We start from the raw sequence: 278 nt of genomic DNA, 5'->3' as shown, positions 1-278 counted from the left end.
GTGGAAATCTGCGCCTCGATGACATGAACCGTCAGATTTTAATGACCGATGACTGGGTCGGTCACACGCGAGTGACGAAAGCACAGGAAACCTTGAATCAAATTAATCCTGATGTGGAAGTCAGCGCGATCGCGCAGTACATTACCGCAGAAAATGTCGATTCTTTAGTCCAAAGTGCCGATATTGCCCTCAGTTGCGCCCACAACTTCCCAGAACGAGATTTACTCAATCAGGCTTGTGTGCAGTGGGAAACCCCCATGATTGAAGCAGCAATGAAC

General features: G+C 48.6%; 1 protein-coding gene. It reads left to right on the top strand.

Annotated features, from left to right (window positions below; translation table 11 throughout):
- Positions 1–23: 23 nt before the first annotated feature.
- On the top strand, positions 24–278 hold a 255-nt coding region (locus R0J92_RS22640; RefSeq protein ID WP_411053312.1), incomplete at its 3' end, for a HesA/MoeB/ThiF family protein.

This window comes from Tritonibacter sp. SIMBA_163 (assembly GCF_046535935.1).
Lineage (GTDB): Bacteria > Pseudomonadota > Alphaproteobacteria > Rhodobacterales > Rhodobacteraceae > Epibacterium > Epibacterium scottomollicae.
Note: the sequence above shows the minus strand (reverse complement) of the source record. Positions and strands in the feature narration are given on the sequence as shown.